Below are 20,310 nucleotides of genomic sequence, written 5' to 3'. Positions count from 1 at the left end.
ACCTCGGAAAATTTTCCGTTGTCCCCGTTTTGGGATCTTGTTAGGATGATCGTCGGAGAAAAAGGGGAGTAGCATCCGGAAAGGGTTCCGGCCCGCGCTTCGTCAGTACGGTGATTTTCACCCGGACGCGGGAGTTGCGACGTTATGTCGCGCCTTGCAAGACCTTTGTCCATGACATTTACCAATGTCCTGGGGAAAGGTTTTTTTTTGCCCGGGACGCGAACACGCAAGGAGCAATGAATCGATGCATACCCTGTGGATGTGGCTTGGCTTCAATCTTTTCGTCCTGGTTCTGCTGGCGCTGGATCTCGGCGTTCTCCATCGCAACGGCAAGGAGGTGGGAATCCGCGAGGCGCTGTGGCTGAGCTTCGGTTACTTTGTCCTTGCCCTGCTCTTCGGCACCGGGGTCTGGCATTTTCTTGGGCGGGACTCGGCGGTCGAGTTCTTCACCGGCTATCTTTTGGAAAAGAGCCTGAGTGTCGACAACATCTTCGTCTTCGTGCTGATCTTCAGCCACTTTTCGGTCCCTTCCCGCTATCAGCACCGGGTGCTCTTCTGGGGCATTCTCGGCGCCCTGGTCATGCGCGCCGTGCTGATTCTGGTCGGCGCCTCGATCATCTCGGCCTTTCATTGGGTCATCTACCTTTTCGGTGCTTTTCTCATCTTCACCGGCGGGCGGATGCTGGCGACCATCAATCAGGAGCCGGACATGGAGGGAAACCGCCTGGTCCGGATGGTCCGCCGCCATTGCCGGGTCACCGAGGGTTACGAGGGGAACCGCTTTTTCGTCCGGCGCGACGGGCTGATCTTTCTGACGCCGCTGATGGTGGTGCTGATCCTGGTCGAGGTCACCGACGTGGTCTTCGCCCTCGATTCCATTCCGGCGATCTTCGCTGTCACCACCGACCCTTTTATCGTCTATACTTCCAACGTCTTCGCCATCCTCGGCCTGCGCGCTCTGTACTTCGCCTTGGTCGGCATCATCCATCGCTTCCATTATCTCAAGTACGGGCTGTCGCTGGTGCTCATGGTGGTCGGCGCCAAGATGCTGATCAACGCGGCCTTCGGCAAGGTCATCCCCACCGAGGCGGCGCTGCTCGTTACCGCGGTGCTCATCGGCGGCTCGATGCTGGTTTCGGTCTTCAAGACCCGGGTTCTGCCCGCCGGAACGGCTGCCGCCGAGGCGCGACTCGGCTGGGTTCCGGGGAGTCCGGCCAAGGCGGAGGACAAGACCGAGAAAAAAGGCGAAGGCTGATAGCGCCGGGTTTTTTGTCCCGTTTCTGAAAAGAAGGATTTTAGATGGAAACTCTATGGTTTGAACTGGCGATCGTCTTGCTGCTGATTCTCGCCAACGGCTTTTTCGCCGGGGCCGAACTGGCCATTGTCTCGGTCCGGCGCGGCCGCATCGCCCAACTGGTCGCCGAAGATCGGCCCGGCGCGAAAATCCTGGAAGAGTTGCAGGCCGACCCCCATCGTTTTCTCGCCACGGTACAGATCGGTGTGACCCTGGTCGGCACCCTGGCCTCCGCCGTCGGCGGCGCCGCCGCCATTGAGGTGATCAAACCGCTTTTGCTGCAGGCGCCCTTTGAACTGGTGCGCGATGCCGCCGAACCTCTTTCCCTCTTTCTGGTGGTCGGCTGCATCGCCTACCTCTCGCTGATTCTTGGAGAACTGGTGCCCAAGGCCCTGGCCCTGGAATATTCCGAACGCATCGCCCTCGGTGTGGCTCGGCCCATCCACTGGCTGGCTCGGCTGGGGGGGCTGGCCGTTCTGACTCTGACCCTGTCGAGCCGGGCGGTGCTGGCGCTGCTTGGAGTCAAGGGGGATGGCGAGCGGGCTTTCATCACCAAGGAAGAGATCCAGCATCTGATCGCCGAGGGGCGGGAAACCGGCTCGGTCAGCCCTGACGAGCAGGAATTCATCCGCAACGTCTTTGAGTTTTCCACGACCCTGGTGCGTGAGGTGATGGTCCCCCGGCCGCGGGTGGTCGGTCTTGATCTGGATCTGTCTCGGGAGGAGGTGCTGGCGCGGGTGCTGGAACATCAGTATTCCCGTTATCCGGTTTATCGGGGCGAGATCGAAGCCGTGGCTGGGTTCGTTCACGGCAAGGATCTGCTGGCCCAGGCCGTGCGTGCGACTCCTTTCGATCTGGAAGCTCTGCTTCGACCCTGTTTTTTCGTTCCGGAAACGAAACGGGTCAACGAGCTGTTGCGGGAGATGCAGCGCAAGCATCTGCATATGGCCATGGTTGTCGATGAATACGGCGGGTTGAGCGGGGTGGTGACGACCGAGGATCTGCTGGAGGAGCTGGTGGGGGAAATCGAGGATGAATACGACGCGGACGAGCCGCGCCGCATCCAGCCTCTCGCTAACGGCGGCTATCTCGTCGATGCCCTTCTTCCCCTCAGGGATCTGGAGGATCTGCTCGGCGTGCGTGCGACTCCCGGGCAGCCCTACGATACCCTGGCGGGGTTGATCCTCTTCAGGCTGGGGCATCTCCCCGCCGAGGGGGAGCAGGTTGACTGGGAGGGCTTTCGCCTGACCTGCGTCAAGGTCCGGGGGACCGCGATCCGCCGGGTGCGTATCGATCCTCGTGGTGACGATAAGGCCTAGTTTCGGGTGAGGACATTGAGCCGACGCCCGGCCCGCAGCACGATCCCTTCGGCCGTTTTATAGGGGCTGAGAAACGCGCGGATTTCCGCCAGCCGTTCGGCGGGGAGTTGAGCATGGTTGGGTACTTTGCTGGCGAAGAAGTCGGCTTCGTCGCTGAAGAGAAAAGCCGTTTCGAAATGGATGGTCGGTCCGACCTGCCAGCCGGTCAGTTCTTTCATGGCCGCCAGCGCCGCCGCCTGCTCGCGGCTTTCGTCGCCGCTACCGATGCCGAAACGCTGCTTGGCCTCCATAAACGGCCCTTCCGCCCCGGGCTCCAGCACGATGATCGCTCCACCGGGGCGCAGCAGCCGGCCGGCGGCTTCCAGGCTGGCGGTCATCGCGCCGATGGGGACGTGGTGCAGGGAGAGGGTATAGATCACCAGATCGAAAGAGGCGGGGGACAGGTCCTCGGGAACGCCGCTCGGAGCCTGGCGGAAGGTGACATTTTCTGCAGTGACGGCGGCGCGAGCCTTGGCCAGCGCCTTGCCGTCGGGATCGGTGGCCAGGACCGAGGCAGCATGGCGGGCAAGGTCGCGGGTAATACGGCCGCCGCCGCAGCCGATCTCCAGGACTTTTTTCCCGGCGAGGGGGTAGTGGGCAAGGATGGTGGTGATGTATTGGTCGGTAGCGTCCTGAATCATGGTCGGCTCCTTGGGCGGCTGATCTGATTAAAATGTAACTTTCACCCCTGGATTTTCCCCGTAGGGAGAGGTTAACAGGCGATCACAACGGGGCTGAAGAGGGTGAACCGGATAGGCATTTCCCGATTCTTTATCCCTTCATCCCGGTAAATTTTCAAGTTCTTCTTTCTTGAACACGCTGATTAACTTGGTGCGGGAATTTTTCGGGGCTTGTCCATCCATGCCTAGGGAATGGGCGCGGGCGTTTCCTCTTCCGGGAGAATTTGACCGGCGTCAAGGTTTTGCCGGATGTCCTCTGCTTTCATGGGGAAAAACCGTAGCCCGTTGAGCAGATATCCAGGAGAAGATGATGATCAGAGATTTTTTATCCCGAAGAACCCGTGTGCGCAACCTGATTCAATGGCTATTTTTCGCCTGGATCCTCGGCATCGGCGTCCGTTTCGCCCTTTTTGTCCGTCATTACGAAAGCTTCGGCGCGAGCCCCTATGTTTCCCGCCCCCCGGGGGTCGAAGGTTTTCTCCCCATCGGCGCCCTAGTGAGCTTGAAATACTGGGTGACGACGGGGATCGTCGACAGCATCCACCCGGCGGCGATGGTTCTCTTGCTGACCTTTATCGCCATGAGCCTGCTGGCACGCAAGAGCTTCTGCTCCTGGCTCTGCCCGGTGGGAACCCTGTCCGAAGCGATGTGGAAGCTGGGGCGTCGGTTTCTTGGCCGCAATTTCCGTATCTGGCCCTGGCTCGACTGGCCGTTGCGCGGTCTGAAATACCTGCTGCTGGCCTTTTTCGTGAAGATTATCTTCCTCGATATGCCGTCCTTCGCCCTCGCTTCCTTTCTCGAAACCCCCTACTGGGCGGTGAGCGACGTGAAGATGCTCCATTTCTTCACCGGGATGTCCGCGACCGCCCTGGCGATCATTGCCGCGCTGACCGTTCTCTCCTTCTTCTATCAGAACTTCTGGTGCCGCTACCTCTGCCCCTACGGGGCGCTCCTCGGGCTTTTCAGCCTGCTGAGCCCCCTCAAGATCCGGCGCGACGTTTCAACATGCGTTGACTGCGGCAAGTGTGCCGAAACCTGCCCTTCCCGGTTGCCGGTCGATCGCAAAATTGCCATCGGCAGCCCGGAATGCACCGGTTGTCTGAGTTGCGAGGCCGTCTGTCCGACCCGTTCCTTGGCCATGGCCCCTCCGGGAAGACGGGATCTTCTCGCCGGTTGGCGCTTTCCGCTACTGGTCGTGGCGATTTTCTCCCTGGGGGTGGGGATCGGCATGATCAGCGGTCTTTGGGAGTCGAGCCTGACCGCCGAGGATTATCGGCGGCTGATTCCCATGTCGCGCCATCTGGTCCATTGATGATGGCGCCACAACAGTCGTCCGCTGGCGTGTTGCCGCTTTGCCTGTTTGCTGCTCATACACCCGTATAAAAGTAAAATACACCCTGGATTTGGTTGAATCATCAGTTATTACAGTATATTGAACTAAATTCAGGCCAATCTAACGAAACCGACGTAACGAAGAAATGTATATTTGTGTTATACGCCAAGGCCTTGCGAAATCCTCGCGCAAGGCCTTGGCGTTTCCTTTTTTGCCTTTTAATTTCAACAAGTTGAAAATAATTTATGGGGTCTTTCCAAGATTGGTACGCTCCTCGCTATAGATAAAGACAACAGCAAGGCACAACGCCTCACAGCAATCACCTGAATCCATAGGAGGACATCATGAAAGTCAAATCCCTGATCGCATCCGCCACCCTCGCCCTTTCCGCCCTGGCCGCTCCCGCATTCGCCGCCTCGACCCGCACCGACCACAGCGGCTTCGTCGTCTGGGTCTTCCTCGGCTTCTGCGGTCTGATCGTCGCCGCCCAGCTCATCCCCGCCCTGCTGGTGATGTTCGGCATCGCCAAGGCGGTGGTCGAGCCGAAAGCGGAAGAAGCGAAACAGAGCATCCACTAACAGCGCAAACGAGCCCGATTCCATAGAGGAGGAGACCATGAAAGCCATCGCCCTTACCAGCCTGTTCACCACCGGATTGTTGACCCTGGCCACCAGCGCCTTTGCCGCTGGTTTCGCAAGCACCGGCAGCGGTCTCCTCGCCTGGCTCTTTCTCGGCTTCTTCGGTCTGATCGTCGCTACCCAGCTGGTTCCGGCGGTGATGTTGATGATCGGCATCGCCAAGGGCGTGACCTCCGGCAGCGAAGCGACGGAGGCCGGCAAGTAAGCGGCCGAATCGACACCGACAATGCACTAACAAAACCCGGGCCGCTCCCTGAGGAGACGGCCCGGGTTTTGTTATTCAATATGCACAACCCACTTGATTGTTTGATGATTTGACGACAAGAGCAAGAGATTTCTCTTGCAACGGATTAGCCCTGCCGGTAGGGTGAGAGACCTGTCAAGACCTGTCGGAGGAGCGATCATCAGCTCTGTGCGAAGCGGCCTGTCATGAGCACACTCACCCACAATGAAATTACTGCCCTGCTTCTGGCGCTCGGCCTGCTTTTGGCCAGCGCCCGGATTCTTGGGGAAATGGCCCAGCGCCTGAATCTTCCTTCGGTTCTTGGCGAGATCGTCGCCGGGATCCTCTGGGGACCGACGATTTTCGGCGCCTTGGCGCCGGAGTGGAGCGCCTTTCTTTTTCCTTCCCAGGGAGGCGGTGCACTGGCCTTCGACGGTCTGACGACCCTGGCGATTGCTCTCTTTCTGCTGGTGGCCGGACTGGAGGTGGATCTCACCACCGTCTGGCGTCAGGGCCGAGTCGCTTTCTGGGTCGCCATCTCCGGCATGCTCTTGCCCTTCGCCATCGGTTTTTCCGTAGCGTGGTGGTTTCCGCAAGAGATGGGTTATCAGTCTGGGGTCGCTCCTTTGCCCTTCGCCCTGTTTATGGCGACGGTCCTCTCTATCTCCGCCCTGCCGATCATCGCCAAAATCCTGATGGATCTCAATATCTACCGTAGCGACCTAGGGGTAACGATCATCGCCGCCGCAGTCTTCAATGACCTGCTGGGCTGGCTGGTTTTCGCCATGATCCTCGGCATGCTCGGCGTCAATCAGGGCATTCCCCTGGCCCATACCCTGTGGATTACCTTGGTCTTTACCGCTGCGATGTTGACCGTCGTCCCCTGGTGCATCCATCGCCTGTTGCCGTGGATTCAGGCGCATACCAGCTGGCCCGGCGGCGTGCTTGGTTTTGCCTTTTCCTTCTGCCTGGTCGCTTCGGCTTTTACCGAATGGATCGGCGTGCATGCGATTTTCGGTTCTTTTCTGGCCGGTGTGGCTCTTGGGCATTCAAGTCATTTGCGGGAACGGACCCGGGCGACGATCGACCAGTTCGTCTCCTTTATCTTTGCTCCGCTCTTTTTCGCCAGTATCGGCCTCAAGGTCAATTTTTCCGAACAGTTCGATCTTCCCCTGACGCTGACCATTCTCCTGCTGGCGGTGTCGTGCAAGGTGATCGGCAGTGCCTGTGGCGGCAGACTGGGCGGTTTGGCGTGGCGTGACGCCTTCGCCGTCGGTTTCGGCATGAGCGCCCAGGGAACGATGGGGATAATCCTCGGTGTTTTGGCCCTGCAGATGGGAATGATCAGTCACCAGGTTTTCGTCGCCCTGGTGGTGGTGGCCCTGGTCACCTCGCTGATGAGCGGTCCGTTGTTGCAGCGCCTGCTCAGCCTGCGCAAGGCTCGGCGCTTCTGCGACTATGTCAGCGGGAAAACCTTTGTCAATCCTCTCAGCGCCTATTCCAAGGACGGTATCATCATGGAACTCGCCACCGTCGCCGGCGAGGTGCTTGCTGTGGATGGCGGCCTTATCAGCCAGGCGGTGCGGCAACGGGAGCGGCTTATGTCCACGGGAATCGGACGCGGCCTCGCCGTTCCCCATGCCCGGCTCAAGGAGCTGACCGCGCCGCTGGTGGTGGTGGGGCTGTCGCCGGGAGGGATCGACTTCGACAGTCCGGATGGCATCCCCGCCCAAATCATTTGTCTGATCCTTACCCCGGTACAGGACGACGGCGCCCAACTGGAAATCCTCGCGGACATTGCCTCGACCTTCAAGGTCAAGGAAATCCGGGAAAAAGTCCCCGGGGTAAGCAACTTCACCGAGTTTCTCGCCTTGGTGCGCAGCAGCCAGGAGCGCTGAATCGGGCAATAAAAAAGCCGCGCTCAGGTAGCGAGGCTTTTTTGTGCCCGATGACGACGACGGACGAGTCGTTTACTTGAGTTCGGCAAGTTTGGCCTTGGCCTTGCCGGCCTCTTCGGACTGGGGATAGGTCTCCTGCACCTTACGCAGGATGATCTTAGCGTTCTGCGCATCCCCTAGGGCCTGAAAGGCCAGTCCCTGCTTGAACAGGGCCGCCGGCGTCTTGGGATGGGTGGGGTGTTTCTGGATCACGTCCTGAAACTGGAGGATGGCGTTTTCGTAGTTCTTTTCGCCGAAGTAGGCTTCGCCCATCCAGTACATGGCGTTGACGGACAGGGGGTGCTGGGGATTGTCCTTGAGGAATTGTTGCAGGCTCTCCCGCGCCCCGGCGTAGTCACCGCTCTTCTGGATCTTTTCCAGGGCCACCTCGTACAGGGCTTCGGGTGAGTTGGGCATACCGCCGCCGAGACCCCCGGCGCCGCCGACGGCCGTACGGTTCTCTTCCAGCGTCCGCACCCGGTCTTCCAGGGAGGTGAGTTTAAGACCAACATCATCCTTGACCAACAGCATGTCGCCGCGCAGTTCGTCCCGCTCCCGGGCCTGATCCTCGAAACGGCCATTGAGGGACTGCATGTCGATCTTGAGGGTATCGAGGGCGACCTGCAGGTCGGCCTGGGTCCGGCCGAGGGTATCGAGGCGCTGTTCCAACTCGCCAGTCAGGCTCTTGCCCTGGGCGGCGAGGCTCAGTTCCGCCTTGGCCAGGCGTTTTTTCATTTCGTCAAGATCCCGTTCCATATGCAACTGCCGCTGGGTGGCACAGCCCGAGAGAGTCGTCACCAAGGTGAGCAGCAGAAGAAGTTTGATCCAAGGGGTCATGGCGGACTTCCTTTTTCGGCAGGCCCGGCCGCGTCGTAACGCGGCCGGGGGATGGCGGGACGGATTAGCGGGAGGCTTTGAACTCGGCGCGGCGATTCTGCGCCCAGGCACTTTCGTCGCCGCCGACGGCCAAGGGCATTTCCTCGCCGAAGGAGATGATGCTCAGGCGGTTCGGGGCGATGCCGAGGGAGACCAGGTAGCTCTTGGCGGCATTGGCGCGGCGCTCGCCGAGGGCCAGGTTGTATTCATCGGAGCCGCGCTCGTCGCAGTGCCCTTCGACGCGGATATTCAGCCCCGGGTTGGCCTTCAGGTACTCGGCGTTGTTGGCCAGGGTCGCCCGGGCCTCATCGCTGAGGGTGAACTGGTCGAAGCCGAAATAGATGCGGTTAAGGCCCGCGACCTCACCGCCGAGCAGAGCATCGTAGCTGGAGGCGGGGCGGTCGCCAACACCGCCGGAGCCGACGGAACTGTCGCCGTAGCCGGTCGATTCCTGAACCGGAGCGCTGGAAAGGGCGGTGGTGTCGGTTGGGGCGGTCACGACGGCTGCCGGTTTTTTCGCGCAACCGACAGCCAGGGTGGCGAGCAGGGCAAGGGTCAGCAGCAGACGCAGGGTGGTTTTCATCGGTGTTCTCTCCTTGAGGTGAAAAAGGGGTCTTTATCTGTCGGTCCAAGTGCGCCTCAGACCGAGCAAAACGTGCTGATTATATCGAAGATGATCTAAAAAACAACAGTTTTCAGGAGGTTTACCATTCTCCTGACCAAGCCGGATGGCTGTTATCGCCACCGCCGAGAGCGACGGGGCGGTTACCGCTGCCGTCGGCACGCATGATGTAAATGCCGCGCTTGCCCCGTTCGCTGGAGGAATAAACGATAAAGCGACCGTCGGGGCTCCAGCGCGGATGTTCCTTGTTGCCCCCGCCGAAGGTTAGCTGCCGTTCATCGCTGCCGTCGGGGTTGATGGTGAAAATATCGAACTGACCGCCCGCCATGCGGCTGAAGGCGATGCGGTCCCCTTTGGGGCTCCAGGCTGGAGTGACGTTGTATTTGCCGGAGCTGTTCAGCCGCCGAACCTGACCACCGGCGAGATCGAGAATGAAAATATGGGGATTGCCCTGACGGTCGGAGACAAAGGCGATCTGGCTGCCGTCGGGACTCCAGCTGGGATCGGAGTCGATGCCCCAGGCATCGGTAAGGCGCCGGTTGATGGCGCCGCTGGTGCCGATCAGATAGAGTTCGGCATTGCCGTCGCGGGAGAGGGAGACAGCAAGTTCGCGGCCGTCAGGGCGGTAGCGGCCGGAAATGTTCAGACCTCGCTGGGCGGAGATGCGCACTTCCTTCCCCGAGTAGGTTTCCTTGCGGTAGAGGTCGGGATTTCCGGCCTTGTAGGATGTGAAGATCAGTTCCTTGCTCCGGGGGGAGAAGTCGGGGTTGAGGACGATGGCGCGGTGGTCGGTGATGCGCGTCGGGTTATGCCCGTCCACATCCATCAGATAGAGTTCCTTGTGCCCGGTACGGTTGGAGATGAAGGCCAACCGGGTGTTGAAGGGGCCGTTTTCGTCGGTCAGGCTCTTCATGATCTGATCGGCGAAGGAATGCGTCATGCGCCGCGCGTCGGCGACCTTGCCGGTGTAGCGCCGTCCGGCGAGCAGCCGGCGTTCGACCACGTCGAAAAGGCGGGCTTCGAGGGTCAGTTGATCCCCTTGCACCACATAGCCGCCCTTGATGAGATAGTCGGCGCGCAGCAGGCGCCACTGGGCGAAGTCGATCTCCACACTATTGAGGGCGAGTACCCGGGCGTCACTGAGGAAGGAGGCCGGATCGACCAGACTGAACATCCCGGTGAGGTCCATATCCCAAGACAAAACCTCCGCGATTTCTTTGGCCAACTCCGGGCGAGCGGCCCCTTCCAAGGGCAGAAACTCCGTGATGGCCATGGGCACGGCCTGCTGACCGGGGGCGCTGACTTCGATGGCGGCGGCGGCAAAGCGGGGCGCGGCCCAGGCGAGGGCCAGGATCGTGACGAAAAAAACAAAACGTTTCATGGTCTCTGTAATTCCTTCAGGTTGAATACGACATCCTTGCGGCTTCCGGCGAGAGCCGGGACCGGATAATCCTTGAGTTGTAAAACCGCGCGCACCACGGAGTCATCGAAGCGGCCGTCGCTGGATTTTTTCGTGAATGTGTAATTGGCCAGTTTCCCCTGGCCGTCGAAGATCAACTGCATTTTCGCCTCCAGATCGGCACGGCCGACCTGGTACTTAGAGAGGCGCCAGGCCTGTTTGAGATATTCCTGCAACCAGGCGTCGCTGGAAACCCCTTCCTCCGTCCCCTTGCCGTCGGGCATGCCGACCGGCACATCGCCGGCTGACCCCTTGGCGTTTTTGGCCGCCGCCATCGCCAGAATCTTGCTTTGAACGCCCGCGTATTCCTGTTTTTTCTGCAACTTCTCCAAGGCGCTGGTGACACTCGCCTCGTCCTTGGCCGTGACCTTCGGTTTGTCCGCGGGTTTCGGTTTTTCGGGTTTCGGCTTGGCGTCGGCCTTGGGTGTTGGTTTCGGAGTCGGCTTTGGTTCGGGTTTGGGTTCTGGTTTTGGCTTGGGTTTGGATTTGGGCTCGGTTTTCGGTTCCGGCTTGGGCGGCTCCGGCTTGACCACCTCGGGCTTGGTTTCCGGTTTGGGCGGCAGCGGCACGGCGTCCGGCTTCGGTTCCGGGGCGCTGGCGGCCGGCTTCGGCTCGGCCTTTTCCGGGCCTTTGCGCACATCCGGACGCCCGGCGCGGGGATCCTTGACCGGCAGGTTGACCAGGTCGACGACGTAGACCGGCTTGGGCGGGGTCTTCATCTTCGGCAGGATCACCCCGGAAAACAGGAGCAGAAACAGGGCATGGATGATGAGGGAAACCACCAGCATGCGGGAAAGCCCCGGTTCGGAACGGGCTTTGATGCCCTGCCGTATGTGCGGATTCGGGTGCATAGAGAGAGCTACGGAGAGCCGTGAGGGCTTTCAATGAAGGGTCAGGGGCGGGGCTCCTGGGAAACCATCCCCAGTTTGGCGACGCCGGCTTTCTTGATCGCCGCCATCACCGGAACGACCTTGCCGTAGGGAACGTCCCGGTCGGCCTCGAGAAAAACGTCCTTTTCATCCTCGGGTTTGTCCTTGAGGATCTGTTGCAGCACCGGGGTCAGTTTGGCGGCCTCCTCGATCTTGGTGCGGCCGATGGAGATGGCGCCGTCTTTCTGTACGGTGATGATCAGCGGTTCTTTGGTGGCGGCAAGGCTGGGCGCTTCCGCGACCTCGGGGAGATTGACGTCGACTCCCTGTTCCATCATCGGCGCGGTGACCATGAAGATGATCAGCAGCACCAGCATGACGTCGACCAACGGGGTGACGTTGATCTGGGAGACGGCGTTGCGGTTGCCGCGATTCGGTCCGATATCCATCTAACCCCTCCGCATCATGCGAGCAGAAATGTTTCGTTCGAAGCTCATCTAACCCCTCCGCATCATGCGAGCTGTCAGGTTACTGCCGTGGCTCATCAGCCTCTCCGCATCATGCGTTCGACGATGTTGAGGAATTCCTGGCTGAAGTTATCCATCTCGCCGGTGAGTACGTTGACCTTATGCATGAAGTGGTTGTAGCCCATGACGGCGGGAATCGCTGCGACCAGACCGATGGCGGTGGCCACCAGCGCTTCGGAGATGCCCGGCGCGACAACCGCCAGCGAAGCGCTGCCGCTTTCACCGATGCCGCGAAAGGCGTCCATGATCCCCCAGACGGTGCCAAAGAGTCCGACAAAGGGCGCGGTGGAGCCGGTGGTGGCGAGGGTGGTGGTGAACTTCTCCAGCCGGTGGGTTTCGAGGGTGGTGGCCCGGCGCAAGGCGCGGGCGACGTTTTCCGCCCCGCCCAGGTCGGTGCTCAGATGCCCCTCCTCCTCCCCGGGACGACGACCCTGGATCTTGAGCAGTTCCTGGTAGCCTTCACGGAAGAGGACGGTCAACGGCGAGTTGGGATAATCCCTGAGCCCTTGGTTGATGGCGTCGAAACGCTTCTTGGCCCAGAAAAAATCGAGAAACTGGTCCGAGTCGCGGGTAGCGCGGTGAATGACCAAAAACTTGTAGAAAATGATGGCCCAAGAGACCACCGAAAAGTAGACGAGAAAGAGCAGAACCAGTTTGACCACCGGCCCGGCGTTAAGCACCAGTTCCAAGATTGCCTCCCGTGATTAAAGGGGTTGGGGACAGACGCGGCGATTATTATGCAAGCGCGGGGGCAAGTCAATGGCATTCACGAGGCGGTTCGGATACCTGGGCGCGGTGCGCGCGACGGTAGAATTCGACCTGGGCGAGTTTGGCCGGGTTGGCGCCGGCGGCCAAGGCGTCGAGGCGCATCAGGTCGAGCATGAGAGGGAAGCGCGGGTCGGCGATGAAACGCCACTGGCGCCGGCTGAGCTGATTGGTGTCGTCGATCTGCCAGCTCAGGGCGAACATGTGATGGTGCACCAGCCAGAGGATGTCCTCGATCTGGTCCGGAGCCATGCCGAGACGCTTGAGGATACTTGCGGCCAGCTCGACTCCGGCACGGTCATGACCGAAGGCGCGGATGCGGCCGTCGACTTCCCGGGTAGTTTCGGCCTTGCCGATGTCGTGGAGCAGGGCGCCCCAGGCCAGGCGCGGATCGGCATCGGGGGGGAGGTAACGGATCGCCAGCAGGGTGTGGGTCAGCACGTCCCCTTCGGGATGATAATCGGGGGGCTGGGGGATGCCGTCGAGACGGTAAAGCTCGGGCAGGAGGCGGCGCGCCTCCGGATCCTCACGCCAGCGCCGTTCGCGCTCTGCGCCATCGGGGATAAGAAAGAGGTTTTCGAGATAGTTGAGATCGGTCACGATGTCTTCCTTGCCGGGACGAAACCCGTTGCGGTGTTCCCGACCGGGGTGGTCGCGGTCGATTGTATACAGTTAGCCCGCTGGCTTATCCACCCTTTCCACAGACTTTTCCACAGGGGCGATCAGCGTCGCTGTTCGACCAGGGCGTAGGCCGAGTGGTTGTGGATCGATTCGAAATTCTCGCACTCGACCCGGAACCAGGTAATATTTTCAATATGTTGCAGCTTCTCGGTGACGGCGCGGACAATGTCCTCGACAAACCTGGGGTTGTCGTAGGCCTGTTCGGTGACGGCTTTTTCGTCCTCGCGCTTGAGCAGGGAGTAGACCGGGGCGCTGCCGCAGGCCTCGACCCATTCGATGAGATCCTCCAGCCAGATATGGTCGCGATAGCGCACCTGCACGGTGACGGCGCTGCGCTGGTTGTGGGCACCGCGCTCGCTGATCTCCCGGGAGCAGGGGCAGAGGGAGGTGACCGGCACGGTCACGCCGAGGATGAAATCGCCGGTTTCGCCGAGGCTGCCGAGCATCCGGCACTGGTATTCCATGAGACCCCGCGCCCCCGAGACCGGCGCCCGCTTTTCGATGAAGTATGGGAATTCCAGTTCCAGATGGGCGCTGGAGGCCTCCAGCCGCTCCTTCATTTCCAACAGGATGGCGTCGATCCCCTCGATGCTGATCTCGCCGTGGTGCTCGTTGAGGATTTCGATAAAGCGGCTCATGTGGGTGCCCTTGAAGTGATGGGGCAGATCCACGTACATGTTGATGCGCGCCACCGTGTGCTGCCGCTCCTTGCTCTTGTCGAGGACGACGATGGGATAGTGGATGTTCTTCACCCCGACCTTGTCGATAGGGATGTTGCGCTCGTCCCGGGACTGCTGCAAGTCCGGCATGGCGGCGGCGGGGACGGGTGAGGAGTGAGGCGTGACGGATGAAGGGCTTTCATGTTGATTGATCATGGTAATTCCTCGGATCGTTTTGATTTTTCTCCTCACTCTTGACGTCTCACCTCTCACGCCCTACGCACATAGCGGACCGGGTCCGGCACCCCCGCCTCGGCGAAGCCTTTTAGGCGCAGCCGGCAGGAGTCGCAGCGGCCGCAGGCGAGACCCTCGGGGGTCGGGTCGTAGCAGGAGTGGGTGAGGGCGTAGTCGACGCCGAGGGCCAGCCCCTTGCGGATGATGTCCGCCTTGCTCAGCGAGATCAGCGGGGTATGGATGCGGTAGCGGCCGCTTCCCTCGACCCCGGCGCGGGTGGCGAGATTGGCCAGGGTTTCGAAAGCGGCGATATATTCGGGGCGACAGTCGGGGTAGCCCGAATAGTCGACGGCGTTGACGCCGATAAAGATGTCGAAGGCGCCGAGCACCTCGGCCCAGCCAAGGGCGAAGGAGAGAAAGATCGTGTTGCGCGCCGGCACGTAGGTGACCGGGATCTCCCCCTCGCGCACTCCCTCCTTGGGCACTTCCAGATCGCCGGTGAGGGCGCTGCCGCCGATGCGACGCAGGTCGATTTCCACCAGTTGGTGCTCGACCGCCCCCACCAGCGGTGCATAGCGCCGGGCGCGGTCGAGTTCGACGGTATGCCGCTGGCCGTAGGCGAAGCTCATGGCGTAAGGGGCGAAACCCTCGACCCGGGCGATGGCCATGCAGGTGGTGGAGTCGAGCCCGCCGCTGTAGAGAACCACAGCTTTTTTACAGTCTGACATGGGTACTCCTTGGCTAGTAAACCTCGTAGAAATTCCCGGTCCCCAGGCGATGAACCTTGAGCAGGTTGGTGGTGCCGGGGGAAGAGACCGGGCTGCCCATGGTGATGACGACGATATCCCCCCGGCGCAGGACGCCGCGGGAGAGGATGACCTGTTCCACCGAGCGGATCTGCGCTTCCGTATCCCCCTCGATGGCGACCCGCAGGGCGTGGATGCCGGCGTAGAGACAGAGGCGGCGGCGGGCGGTCTGGGACGGGGTGATGGCGAAGATCGGCAGGTCGGGGCGATATTTGGCGACCAGCGCGGCGGTGGAGCCGGTCTGGGTAAAGGCAAGGATGGCGGTAGCGCCGACCATCTCCGCCACCCGGCAGGCGGCCTGGCCGATGGCTTCGGAAAGGCGCCGGTAGCCGAGAATCTCAGGGATCGGGTGATAAACCTTGCTTTTCAGCACCGGATCCTGCTCCACGTCGTGGGCGACCCGGACCATGAGCGAAACCGCCTCCACCGGATATTTGCCGGCGGCGGTTTCGCCGGAAAGCATGACGGCGTCGGTGCCGTCGAGGATGGCGTTGGCGACGTCTGAGGTCTCGGCGCGGGTGGGGCGCGGATTGTGGATCATGCTTTCGAGCATCTGGGTGGCGGTGATGACCGGTTTGCCCGCTTCATTGCAGAGGCGGATGATGCGCTTCTGGATCAGCGGCACCTTCTCGGGATTCATCTCCACGCCGAGATCCCCCCGTGCCACCATGATGCCGTCGGCGGCGTCGAGGATGGCGGCGAAATCCTCCACCGCCTGCGGCTTCTCGATCTTGGCGATGACGCGCAGGGCGCTCTTTTCCTGGTAAAGCTGTTCCTTGAGTGCGAGGACGTCGGCGGCCTGCTGGACGAAAGAGAGGGCCAGATAGTCGATCTCCTGACCGAGGCAAAAACGCAGATCCTCGTGATCCTTTTCCGTCATGGCGGGGATGGAGACCCGGGCGCCGGGGAGGTTGATCCCCTTGCGGTCCTTGAGGGTGCCGCCGACTACCACCTGACAGCGGACATCTTCGTCGTTGACGGCAAGCGCCCGCAGTTCGAGCAGGCCGTCGTCGAGGAGAATGGCGTCGCCGGGCTTGACATCCTGCGGAAGGCCCTTGTAATCGCTGGGGATGACCATCCCCTCACCGAGCAGCTCGCGGGCGGTGAGAATCACCTCCTGGCCAGTGCGCAGGGGCATGGCGCCGTCGCGCAGGTGGCCGACGCGGATCTTCGGTCCCTGCAGATCGGCGAGAATGGCAACCGCCTGCCGCCGCTGCCGGGAAAGATCGCGGAGACGGCGAATGATACGGGCTTTGCCGGCGTGGTCACCGTGGGAAAAATTCAGACGGAAGACGTCCGTGCCGGCCTCCATCAAAGCGAGCAGCATCTGTTCCGATTCGCTGGCGGGGCCGATTGTGGCGACGATTTTGGTGCGCCGGTACATGGAGCCTCCTCACCGGGGGAAAGCGGGGTTGGACACTAAGGGCAGCGGCCCTATGCCCCGGGGAGCGTCACTATATCACGCCTCCCGGGGGACGGCAAAATAAATGGCCAGGGGCGGTCGTTTGTGGTATGGATGAACAATTTTTTACCGATTTTCGAGGTGGTTTGCCCATGTCCACGCTGATTCGTTTCCTTCTCTGGTCCGGCCTGGTCCTCGTCCTGCTCGGGATCGGCGCCCTTGCCGGCGCCTACTTTTATGTTGCCGGTTCCCTGCCCAAAGTCGATTCCTTGAGCGATTACCGACCGCCGGTCATCAGCCGGGTCCTCAGCGACGACGGCGCGGTCATCGCCGAATTCTACCGGGAACGGCGCATCGTCGTGCCGGTGGCGCGCATGCCGGAGCGACTGGTGCGCGCATTTGTTGCTGCCGAGGACTCCAAATTCTTCGAACATCAAGGCATCGACCTCTTTTCTATACTCCGCGCCGCCCTGAAAAACCTCAAGGCCGGCGGCGTCGTCCAGGGGGGGAGCACCATCACCCAGCAGATTGCCAAGGGTCTGCTGCTGACCCCGGAAAAGAAGTTCTCCCGCAAGTTCAAAGAGGCGATTCTCGCCTGGCGCATGGAGAAGCGCCTCACCAAGGACGAACTGCTTTATCTCTATCTCAATCAGATCTATCTCGGCCACGGCGCTTACGGGGTGCAGGCCGCGGCGGAGAATTACTACAACAAGAATGTCGAAGAGCTGACCCTCGCCGAGTGCGCGATGCTGGCGGGCCTCCCCCAGGCGCCGAGTCGCTATTCTCCCTACCGCAACTTCGAGCGGGCCAAAGAACGTCAGAAATATGTTCTTGGACGTATGGTCGAGGACGGCTACATCAGCGAGGCGGAGGCGACGGCGGCCCTGTCCGAAGCTTTGACCATCCATCCCCGTACCAACGCCCATACCCATGAGGCGGCCTACTTTACCGAACAGGTGCGGCGCTACCTGGAAAAGGCTTACGGCGAGGAGATGCTCTATACCGGCGGATTGGAGATCCGCACCACCATGAACCTCGCCATGCAGACGGCCGCCCAGCGCGCGGTGCGGGAAAATCTTCAGGAGCATGACCGGCGCTACGGCTACCGGGGGCCGGAGCGCGTGCTCAAGGCGACCGAGATCGACGATTTCCTCGCCGAGCAGGCGCCGGAACTTGAAGCCCGTCCGCCGGCGGAGGGAAGCCTTTTTGATGCGGTTTTGACGGGAGCGACCCCCCAAGCCCTGCAGGCGCGCTTCGGCAATCGCTGGGGGGAGATTCCCTTCAAGGGCATGGGCTGGGCCGGCAAGGTCCGGGTGGTGGCCGCCGACCAGACTCCGGTCGGCAACGCCAACGGCAAGGAGACCCGGTTACCCGTCGGGTCGCTCTTGCGGGTGCGGGTCCAACAGGTCGCCGAAGACGGTCGCCTCACCCTCGCCCTGGATCAGGAACCGGAGGCGCAAGGGGCGCTGGTGGCTCTTGACCCCGCTTCCGGCGAGGTCAAGGCCATGGTTGGCGGCTACGATTTCTATCGCAGTCAGTTCAATCGGGTGATCCAGGCCCGGCGGCTGTCCGGTTCGGCTTTCAAGCCGATCATCTATGCGGCGGCTCTGGACAAGGGCTACACCCCGGCGACGGTGATCCTCGACACGCCCCTGATCTACCCGCAGCGGGGCAAGGAGGATTGGCGGCCGCAGAACTATGATCACAAGTTTCGGGGGCCCCTGACCTTCCGTGAGGCGCTGACCCATTCGAACAATATCGTCACGATCAAAATCCTTGAGGATATCGGGGTCGGTTATGCCATCGACTATGCCAAAAAACTCGGCATCGAATCCCCCCTCAATCGTGACCTGACCCTGGCGCTCGGTTCCTCGGCCGTGACCCCCCTGGAGCTGGCGACGGCTTACAGCGCCTTTGCCAACGGCGGGGTGCGGGTGGCGCCCTTTTATGTGACCCGGGTGACCGATCGCGACGGACGGGTTCTGGAGTCGATCTACCCCGGCGACTTCCCGGGAGGAACCCGTGCGGAGCAGCGTCTGCTCTCCGTTCGGCGCGAGCGGGTGATCTCTCCGGAAACCTCCTATCTGATCACCAACCTCATGGAAAGCGTCATTCAGAACGGCACCGGGCAGAGGGCCAAGGAGCTGGGGCGGCCGGCGGCGGGTAAGACCGGCACCACCAATGACCTGAAGGATGCCTGGTTCGTCGGCTATGTGCCGCAATTGTTGGCGGTTTCCTGGACCGGCTACGACCAGGAGCGCCCCCTGGGGCACAAGGAGACGGGGGCGCGGGCGGCGCTGCCTGCCTGGCTTTCCTTTATGAAGGAGGCGGTCAAGTCTTGGCCGGCGACCGATTTCCCTGTTCCCGATATGATGGAATTCTGCGCCATCGATCCTCGCACCGGCCTGCTTGCTTCCGAGACCCAGGCGAATGCCATGATTGAGGCCTTCGCGCCGGGAACCGCGCCGACCCGCTATGCCGTCGACCAGGAGCGCCCACGCGCCCAGGACTTCTTCCGTATCGACATGGATGAATATTGATTTGCCTGGGGGGGCGGAAATGTAAAATTCTCCCCAAAAATGTCGGAATTTTTTACAGAACGCCCGCGAAGAGAGACCTTTTTCCCAGAAAACCCTGTGTTTTTTGTGGTGTGAATTTTGCAATCTATCACAGGTACGGGTGATTTCAACCCTTGATAGCGCGGGAGGTTTGGGAGCCATGGAACAGGTGCGGACTGCTCGAAGACATCGCCGGTTTTTGACCCATGGAAGGGCGTTGGCGCGAGTCCGCTCAGCCCCTGAGACAATGTTCCATGTTATCGATATCAGCGCCGGCGGCCTGGCCTTTCGCTATCTTGGCGACGGCGAACTCACCGAAGCCGCCGACGAACTCGATCTTTTTCACGACGAGAGCCTGGCACTGGGGAGGGTTCCGGTCCAGGCGGTTTCCGATTGCCCCCTTGATTACGGTTTCCTTCCTATGCGTCGGCGTGGTCTTTGCTTCGGTGAGCTGACACCGGAGCAGAGGGTCGCCCTTGATGCCTTCATCGTCAACTACACCGAGGCGGGTCTGCGTTAGGCAACCGCTGCCGGAGAGGCGGAACCGCCGCGACGGGCGGGCCTGCAAAGGCCCGCTTTTTTGTCTGGTGATATGGGGGGCGCTGCCGGTCGAATTTGGCTAAGTGCTTGTTTCTCCGTGTCTTGCCTTGACGGGGCGGGTCTTCTGTGCTAAATTTTATTCTTCGTCAATGTTAGCGGAAGGAGCACCCAAATGTTTAAAATCGGTGAGATGGCGGTTTACCCCGCTCAAGGCGTAGGGAAAATCGAGGCGATCGAAACCAGGGAATTTTCCGGAGAAAGGCACGATTTCTACGTGTTGCGCATTGTCGACAGCGATATGACGATCATGGTACCGGTGGGTAATGCCAGCCAGGTCGGTTTGCGGAACCTCATTCATAAGGACCGTATCGCCTCGATTTACGATCTCCTCGAAGAGAAGCATGGTGCCTGCGGCATGATCGCTTCCTGGAGTCGTCGGCAGCGGGAATACAACGAAAAGATTCGCTCCGGCGATCTTTTCGAGGTCGCCTCGGTCCTGCGGGAACTGTACCAGCTCAAGGAAAACAAGGAGCTTTCCTACGGTGAGAAGAAGGTTCTCGATCTGACCCGCAAGCTGTTGGTCAAGGAGCTGGCCTTGGCCGACGGCAGTGATGAGAATCAAGTTTTCGAGCGGGTTGAGAAGATTTTTCTTCACTAACGAAGCGACGTTTCTTTCCGGTCGCGGTTTTTCATCGGGGGATGGCACTTGGCATCCCCCTTTGCTTGGTGCGCCAGGCATGGCGCGTGGTGCGTAAGCACCAGATGATTGATCGTGGTGGTCAATCGTTGACTTGGAGGTGAAAGTCCTCTACGGACCCTGATGACGGGAACCGTTAGCTGAACGGCAAG

20 protein-coding genes are annotated in these 20,310 nt (G+C 60.9%); 9 read left to right on the top strand and 11 right to left on the bottom strand.

Annotated features, from left to right (window positions below):
- The first annotated feature begins 244 nt into the window (after positions 1 to 244).
- Together RBR25_RS10650 and RBR25_RS10645 are read left to right on the top strand one after the other, a co-directional pair.
- Complete coding sequence (locus RBR25_RS10650; RefSeq protein WP_432819531.1) at positions 245 to 1,255, top strand: TerC family protein; 1,011 nt, start codon at positions 245 to 247, stop codon at positions 1,253 to 1,255.
- A 44-nt stretch (positions 1,256 to 1,299) separates the two neighbouring features.
- Positions 1,300 to 2,613 carry a hemolysin family protein gene (locus RBR25_RS10645; protein WP_432819530.1) on the top strand — a complete coding sequence of 438 codons (1,314 nt, stop codon included), beginning with the start codon at positions 1,300 to 1,302 and terminating at the stop codon, positions 2,611 to 2,613.
- Here RBR25_RS10645 and RBR25_RS10640 read toward each other — a convergent pair.
- Positions 2,610 to 3,293, bottom strand: coding sequence for a class I SAM-dependent methyltransferase (locus RBR25_RS10640; protein WP_432819529.1), 684 nt, complete (start codon positions 3,291 to 3,293; stop codon positions 2,610 to 2,612). The genes RBR25_RS10645 and RBR25_RS10640 overlap by 4 nt on opposite strands.
- Positions 3,294 to 3,639: 346 nt before the next feature.
- Between RBR25_RS10640 and RBR25_RS10635 the strand changes: the two genes are divergently transcribed.
- The 4 genes from RBR25_RS10635 to RBR25_RS10620 all read left to right on the top strand — a co-directional run bounded on the left by RBR25_RS10635 (position 3,640) and on the right by RBR25_RS10620 (position 7,424).
- Positions 3,640 to 4,644: a 4Fe-4S binding protein gene (locus RBR25_RS10635; protein ID WP_432819528.1), complete on the top strand. Its 1,005-nt coding sequence runs from the start codon at positions 3,640 to 3,642 to the stop codon at positions 4,642 to 4,644.
- Between the two features lie 365 nt (positions 4,645 to 5,009).
- The gene (locus RBR25_RS10630) at positions 5,010 to 5,243 is read left to right on the top strand and encodes a hypothetical protein (protein ID WP_432818447.1); all 234 of its coding nucleotides are present in this window, start codon (positions 5,010 to 5,012) and stop codon (positions 5,241 to 5,243) included.
- A 37-nt stretch (positions 5,244 to 5,280) separates the two neighbouring features.
- Positions 5,281 to 5,508 carry a hypothetical protein gene (locus RBR25_RS10625; RefSeq protein ID WP_432819527.1) on the top strand — a complete coding sequence of 76 codons (228 nt, stop codon included), beginning with the start codon at positions 5,281 to 5,283 and terminating at the stop codon, positions 5,506 to 5,508.
- Between the two features lie 224 nt (positions 5,509 to 5,732).
- Positions 5,733 to 7,424 (top strand): cation:proton antiporter domain-containing protein, encoded by a 1,692-nt coding sequence (locus RBR25_RS10620; protein WP_432819526.1) that lies wholly within the window; start codon positions 5,733 to 5,735, stop codon positions 7,422 to 7,424.
- Positions 7,425 to 7,496: 72 nt separating this feature from the next.
- On the opposite strand, the gene ybgF is transcribed toward RBR25_RS10620, so the two are convergent.
- The 10 genes from ybgF to pyk form a co-directional block, all read right to left on the bottom strand.
- Positions 7,497 to 8,300: a tol-pal system protein YbgF gene (gene ybgF, locus RBR25_RS10615; RefSeq protein ID WP_432819525.1), complete on the bottom strand. Its 804-nt coding sequence runs from the start codon at positions 8,298 to 8,300 to the stop codon at positions 7,497 to 7,499.
- 64 nt (positions 8,301 to 8,364) lie between these two features.
- Complete coding sequence (pal, locus tag RBR25_RS10610) at positions 8,365 to 8,922, bottom strand: peptidoglycan-associated lipoprotein Pal (protein ID WP_432819524.1); 558 nt, start codon at positions 8,920 to 8,922, stop codon at positions 8,365 to 8,367.
- Between the two features lie 121 nt (positions 8,923 to 9,043).
- Positions 9,044 to 10,342, bottom strand: a complete 1,299-nt coding sequence (tolB, locus tag RBR25_RS10605; protein ID WP_432819523.1) for a Tol-Pal system beta propeller repeat protein TolB — start codon at positions 10,340 to 10,342, stop codon at positions 9,044 to 9,046.
- Entirely contained in the window at positions 10,339 to 11,271 is a 933-nt protein-coding gene (locus tag RBR25_RS10600; protein WP_432819522.1) for a TonB C-terminal domain-containing protein, read from the bottom strand. Before RBR25_RS10600 ends, tolB begins: the two co-directional genes overlap by 4 nt.
- A gap of 41 nt (positions 11,272 to 11,312) precedes the next feature.
- Entirely contained in the window at positions 11,313 to 11,738 is a 426-nt protein-coding gene (tolR, locus tag RBR25_RS10595; protein WP_432819521.1) for a protein TolR, read from the bottom strand.
- A 95-nt stretch (positions 11,739 to 11,833) separates the two neighbouring features.
- Positions 11,834 to 12,505, bottom strand: coding sequence for a protein TolQ (gene tolQ, locus RBR25_RS10590; RefSeq protein WP_432819520.1), 672 nt, complete (start codon positions 12,503 to 12,505; stop codon positions 11,834 to 11,836).
- Positions 12,506 to 12,572: 67 nt separating this feature from the next.
- Entirely contained in the window at positions 12,573 to 13,181 is a 609-nt protein-coding gene (locus RBR25_RS10585) for an HD domain-containing protein (protein WP_432819519.1), read from the bottom strand.
- Between the two features lie 122 nt (positions 13,182 to 13,303).
- Positions 13,304 to 14,071 carry a GTP cyclohydrolase FolE2 gene (gene folE2 / locus RBR25_RS10580; protein WP_432819554.1) on the bottom strand — a complete coding sequence of 256 codons (768 nt, stop codon included), beginning with the start codon at positions 14,069 to 14,071 and terminating at the stop codon, positions 13,304 to 13,306.
- A 119-nt stretch (positions 14,072 to 14,190) separates the two neighbouring features.
- On the bottom strand, positions 14,191 to 14,883 hold the full coding sequence (queC, locus tag RBR25_RS10575; protein ID WP_432819518.1) for a 7-cyano-7-deazaguanine synthase QueC: 693 nt from the start codon (positions 14,881 to 14,883) through the stop codon (positions 14,191 to 14,193).
- A gap of 13 nt (positions 14,884 to 14,896) precedes the next feature.
- On the bottom strand, positions 14,897 to 16,345 hold the full coding sequence (pyk, locus tag RBR25_RS10570; protein ID WP_432819517.1) for a pyruvate kinase: 1,449 nt from the start codon (positions 16,343 to 16,345) through the stop codon (positions 14,897 to 14,899).
- A gap of 170 nt (positions 16,346 to 16,515) precedes the next feature.
- On the opposite strand from pyk, the gene RBR25_RS10565 reads away from it, so the two are divergent.
- The 3 genes from RBR25_RS10565 to RBR25_RS10555 all read left to right on the top strand — a co-directional run bounded on the left by RBR25_RS10565 (position 16,516) and on the right by RBR25_RS10555 (position 20,119).
- On the top strand, positions 16,516 to 18,903 hold the full coding sequence (locus tag RBR25_RS10565; protein WP_432819516.1) for a penicillin-binding protein 1A: 2,388 nt from the start codon (positions 16,516 to 16,518) through the stop codon (positions 18,901 to 18,903).
- 265 nt (positions 18,904 to 19,168) lie between these two features.
- Complete coding sequence (locus RBR25_RS10560; protein ID WP_432819515.1) at positions 19,169 to 19,441, top strand: hypothetical protein; 273 nt, start codon at positions 19,169 to 19,171, stop codon at positions 19,439 to 19,441.
- Between the two features lie 192 nt (positions 19,442 to 19,633).
- Positions 19,634 to 20,119, top strand: coding sequence for a CarD family transcriptional regulator (locus RBR25_RS10555; RefSeq protein ID WP_432819514.1), 486 nt, complete (start codon positions 19,634 to 19,636; stop codon positions 20,117 to 20,119).
- Positions 20,120 to 20,310: the final 191 nt, after the last annotated feature.

Source organism: Trichloromonas sp. (genome assembly GCF_034006665.1).
GTDB lineage: Bacteria > Desulfobacterota > Desulfuromonadia > Desulfuromonadales > Trichloromonadaceae > Trichloromonas.
This window is presented reverse-complemented; position numbering and strand designations above follow the sequence as displayed.

Bases quoted from the DNA above. Each gene is read 5' to 3' on its own strand.
- RBR25_RS10650 (WP_432819531.1), top strand. From the start codon at position 245: ATGCATACCCTGTGGATGTGGCTTGGCTTCAATCTTTTCGTCCTGGTT.
- RBR25_RS10645 (WP_432819530.1), top strand. From the start codon at position 1,300: ATGGAAACTCTATGGTTTGAACTGGCGATCGTCTTGCTGCTGATTCTC.
- RBR25_RS10640 (WP_432819529.1), bottom strand. From the start codon at position 3,293: ATGATTCAGGACGCTACCGACCAATACATCACCACCATCCTTGCCCAC.
- RBR25_RS10635 (WP_432819528.1), top strand. From the start codon at position 3,640: ATGATGATCAGAGATTTTTTATCCCGAAGAACCCGTGTGCGCAACCTG.
- RBR25_RS10630 (WP_432818447.1), top strand. From the start codon at position 5,010: ATGAAAGTCAAATCCCTGATCGCATCCGCCACCCTCGCCCTTTCCGCC.
- RBR25_RS10625 (WP_432819527.1), top strand. From the start codon at position 5,281: ATGAAAGCCATCGCCCTTACCAGCCTGTTCACCACCGGATTGTTGACC.
- RBR25_RS10620 (WP_432819526.1), top strand. From the start codon at position 5,733: ATGAGCACACTCACCCACAATGAAATTACTGCCCTGCTTCTGGCGCTC.
- ybgF (WP_432819525.1), bottom strand. From the start codon at position 8,300: ATGACCCCTTGGATCAAACTTCTTCTGCTGCTCACCTTGGTGACGACT.
- pal (WP_432819524.1), bottom strand. From the start codon at position 8,922: ATGAAAACCACCCTGCGTCTGCTGCTGACCCTTGCCCTGCTCGCCACC.
- tolB (WP_432819523.1), bottom strand. From the start codon at position 10,342: ATGAAACGTTTTGTTTTTTTCGTCACGATCCTGGCCCTCGCCTGGGCC.
- RBR25_RS10600 (WP_432819522.1), bottom strand. From the start codon at position 11,271: ATGCACCCGAATCCGCACATACGGCAGGGCATCAAAGCCCGTTCCGAA.
- tolR (WP_432819521.1), bottom strand. From the start codon at position 11,738: ATGGATATCGGACCGAATCGCGGCAACCGCAACGCCGTCTCCCAGATC.
- folE2 (WP_432819554.1), bottom strand. From the start codon at position 14,071: ATGCCGGACTTGCAGCAGTCCCGGGACGAGCGCAACATCCCTATCGAC.
- queC (WP_432819518.1), bottom strand. From the start codon at position 14,883: ATGTCAGACTGTAAAAAAGCTGTGGTTCTCTACAGCGGCGGGCTCGAC.
- pyk (WP_432819517.1), bottom strand. From the start codon at position 16,345: ATGTACCGGCGCACCAAAATCGTCGCCACAATCGGCCCCGCCAGCGAA.
- RBR25_RS10565 (WP_432819516.1), top strand. From the start codon at position 16,516: ATGTCCACGCTGATTCGTTTCCTTCTCTGGTCCGGCCTGGTCCTCGTC.
- RBR25_RS10560 (WP_432819515.1), top strand. From the start codon at position 19,169: ATGTTCCATGTTATCGATATCAGCGCCGGCGGCCTGGCCTTTCGCTAT.
- RBR25_RS10555 (WP_432819514.1), top strand. From the start codon at position 19,634: ATGTTTAAAATCGGTGAGATGGCGGTTTACCCCGCTCAAGGCGTAGGG.